This window comes from Pseudomonas sp. ARP3 (genome assembly GCF_001029595.1).
Classification (GTDB): Bacteria; Pseudomonadota; Gammaproteobacteria; order Pseudomonadales; family Pseudomonadaceae; genus Aquipseudomonas; species Aquipseudomonas rhodesiae.
Map to the genome: position 1 here is coordinate 1 of NZ_LEKF01000057.1, position 3,379 is coordinate 3,379.

1 protein-coding gene, 2 tRNA genes and 1 rRNA gene are annotated in these 3,379 nt (G+C 55.2%); 3 read left to right on the forward strand and 1 reads right to left on the reverse strand.

The genetic code is table 11. The annotated features are described in order from the left end of the window. Window positions 1-242 precede the first annotated feature (242 nt). From ABX75_RS27950 to ABX75_RS27960, 3 genes are all read left to right on the forward strand, one after another. Window positions 243-1,779 (forward strand): 16S ribosomal RNA (locus tag ABX75_RS27950). Window positions 1,780-1,860: 81 nt separating this feature from the next. After that, a tRNA-Ile gene (locus ABX75_RS27955) sits at window positions 1,861-1,937 on the forward strand. 30 nt (window positions 1,938-1,967) lie between these two features. Beyond that, window positions 1,968-2,043: transfer RNA gene (locus ABX75_RS27960), tRNA-Ala, on the forward strand. Between the two features lie 252 nt (window positions 2,044-2,295). Here ABX75_RS27960 and ABX75_RS27965 read toward each other — a convergent pair. Beyond that, window positions 2,296-3,324: an IS30-like element ISShes10 family transposase gene (locus ABX75_RS27965; RefSeq protein ID WP_011711660.1), complete on the reverse strand. Its 1,029-nt coding sequence runs from the start codon at window positions 3,322-3,324 to the stop codon at window positions 2,296-2,298. Window positions 3,325-3,379 lie beyond the last annotated feature (55 nt).

Here is a 3,379-nt window from a genome sequence, read left to right on the forward strand (position 1 = left end):
CTTCTGAAAATAATCACTTGACAGCAAATGAGGCTGCTGTAGAATGCGCGCCTCGGTTGAGACGAAAGATCTTAACCAACCGCTCTTTAACAACTGAATCAAGCAATTCGTGTGGGTGCTTGTGGAGTCAGACTGATAGTCAACAAGATTATCAGCATCACAAGTTACTCCGCGAGAAATCAAAGATGTAACCAACGATTGCTGAGCCAAGTTTAGGGTTTCTTAAAAACCCAAAGATGTTTGAACTGAAGAGTTTGATCATGGCTCAGATTGAACGCTGGCGGCAGGCCTAACACATGCAAGTCGAGCGGTAGAGAGAAGCTTGCTTCTCTTGAGAGCGGCGGACGGGTGAGTAATGCCTAGGAATCTGCCTGGTAGTGGGGGATAACGTTCGGAAACGGACGCTAATACCGCATACGTCCTACGGGAGAAAGCAGGGGACCTTCGGGCCTTGCGCTATCAGATGAGCCTAGGTCGGATTAGCTAGTTGGTGGGGTAATGGCTCACCAAGGCGACGATCCGTAACTGGTCTGAGAGGATGATCAGTCACACTGGAACTGAGACACGGTCCAGACTCCTACGGGAGGCAGCAGTGGGGAATATTGGACAATGGGCGAAAGCCTGATCCAGCCATGCCGCGTGTGTGAAGAAGGTCTTCGGATTGTAAAGCACTTTAAGTTGGGAGGAAGGGCCGTTACCTAATACGTGATGGTTTTGACGTTACCGACAGAATAAGCACCGGCTAACTCTGTGCCAGCAGCCGCGGTAATACAGAGGGTGCAAGCGTTAATCGGAATTACTGGGCGTAAAGCGCGCGTAGGTGGTTTGTTAAGTTGGATGTGAAATCCCCGGGCTCAACCTGGGAACTGCATTCAAAACTGACTGACTAGAGTATGGTAGAGGGTGGTGGAATTTCCTGTGTAGCGGTGAAATGCGTAGATATAGGAAGGAACACCAGTGGCGAAGGCGACCACCTGGACTGATACTGACACTGAGGTGCGAAAGCGTGGGGAGCAAACAGGATTAGATACCCTGGTAGTCCACGCCGTAAACGATGTCAACTAGCCGTTGGGAGCCTTGAGCTCTTAGTGGCGCAGCTAACGCATTAAGTTGACCGCCTGGGGAGTACGGCCGCAAGGTTAAAACTCAAATGAATTGACGGGGGCCCGCACAAGCGGTGGAGCATGTGGTTTAATTCGAAGCAACGCGAAGAACCTTACCAGGCCTTGACATCCAATGAACTTTCTAGAGATAGATTGGTGCCTTCGGGAACATTGAGACAGGTGCTGCATGGCTGTCGTCAGCTCGTGTCGTGAGATGTTGGGTTAAGTCCCGTAACGAGCGCAACCCTTGTCCTTAGTTACCAGCACGTAATGGTGGGCACTCTAAGGAGACTGCCGGTGACAAACCGGAGGAAGGTGGGGATGACGTCAAGTCATCATGGCCCTTACGGCCTGGGCTACACACGTGCTACAATGGTCGGTACAGAGGGTTGCCAAGCCGCGAGGTGGAGCTAATCCCATAAAACCGATCGTAGTCCGGATCGCAGTCTGCAACTCGACTGCGTGAAGTCGGAATCGCTAGTAATCGCGAATCAGAATGTCGCGGTGAATACGTTCCCGGGCCTTGTACACACCGCCCGTCACACCATGGGAGTGGGTTGCACCAGAAGTAGCTAGTCTAACCTTCGGGGGGACGGTTACCACGGTGTGATTCATGACTGGGGTGAAGTCGTAACAAGGTAGCCGTAGGGGAACCTGCGGCTGGATCACCTCCTTAATCGACGACATCAGCTGCTCCATAAGTTCCCACACGAATTGCTTGATTCATTGAAGAAGACGAAAGAAGCAGCCCGAAATTGGGTCTGTAGCTCAGTTGGTTAGAGCGCACCCCTGATAAGGGTGAGGTCGGCAGTTCGAATCTGCCCAGACCCACCAATTTTGTGTGGGAAACGCCTGTAGAAATACGGGGCCATAGCTCAGCTGGGAGAGCGCCTGCCTTGCACGCAGGAGGTCAGCGGTTCGATCCCGCTTGGCTCCACCACTACTGCTTCTGTTTGTATAAAGCTTAGAAATGAGCATTCCATCGTGTCGATGGTGAATGTTGATTTCTAGTCTTTGACTAGTTCGTTCTTTAAAAATTTGGGTATGTGATAGAAAGATAGACTGAACGTTACTTTCACTGGTGACGGATCAGGCTAAGGTAAAATTTGTGAGTTCTCTTAGTTGAGAAATTCGAATTTTCGGCGAATGTCGTCTTCACAGNGGGCGGTTGCAGGATCTGAGTGCAACACGGTTATTGAATTGAAGCGGGAGCATCATGCCGCATCACCACGGCTTCTTGCATCACTTCGCCCATCACCTCGATCGGGCATTTGAAGTCGAAGCGTTTGCGCGGTCGCATATTCAGTTGCAAAGCGATGGCGTCCAGGGCTTCCTGACTATGCACCGACAAGTCCGTGCCCTTGGGCAGGTACTGGCGGATCAGTCCATTGATGTTCTCATTGCTGCCGCGTTGCCAGGGGCTGTGCGGGTCGCAGAAGTAGATCGCCACCCCGGTCCGCTGGGTGATCTCGGCGTGCCGCGCCATCTCCCGGCCCTGGTCGTAGGTCATGCTCTTGCGCACCGCCAGCGGCATGCCATTGAGCGCCGCACTGAAGCCCTCCAGCGCCGAGGTCGCCGTCGCGTCGGCCATCTTGATCAGCATCAGGTAGCCGCTGGTACGCTCCACCAAGGTGCCCACCGCCGAGGCATTGGCCTTGCCCTTGATCAGGTCGCCCTCCCAATGGCCTGGCATCAGCCGGTCTTCGACCTCCGGCGGGCGCACGTGGATGCTGAGCATTTCAGGGATCTGGCCGCGCCGATCGACGCCGCCAGAGCGCGGCCTGCGACTCGTCTTGCCCTGGCGCAGGCAGATGATCAGCTCCTTGCGCAGGCCACCGACCGGCAGGGCGTAGATCGCGTTATAGATCGTCTCGCGGCAGACGTAGGCCTCTCTGAGGCTGGGTATGTTCATGCTGCGCAGCTTGCCGGCAATCTGCTCGGGAGACAAACCCTCACGCAGCATATGGACGACCAGCTCGAAGCGCTCACTGCCCGGCAGCAGCTTGCACTGAGGCCTGCAGACCTGGCGGCGGACCTGCATCTGCTGCTGGGCAGCACAGGCCTGGTAGCGGGTGCCAGGGGCCCGGTTGCGGCGCAGCTCCCGGCTGATGGTCGAGGGGGAGCGGCCGAGCATCCGGGCAATTCGCCGCTGGCTGAAACCTTGGGCAAGGCCGAGTTGAAGGGTCGCACGTTCGGGGATACTGAGTTCGTGATAGGACATAGTGGCAGCACCGTACCGGAAAGGTCAGGTGTTGCACTCAGTTTTTGCGGCCGCC

What these genes read in the sequence shown, in the direction of transcription:
- ABX75_RS27965 (WP_011711660.1), bottom strand. Translation starts at nt 3,324, where the DNA reads ATGTCCTATCACGAACTCAGTATCCCCGAACGTGCGACCCTTCAACTC.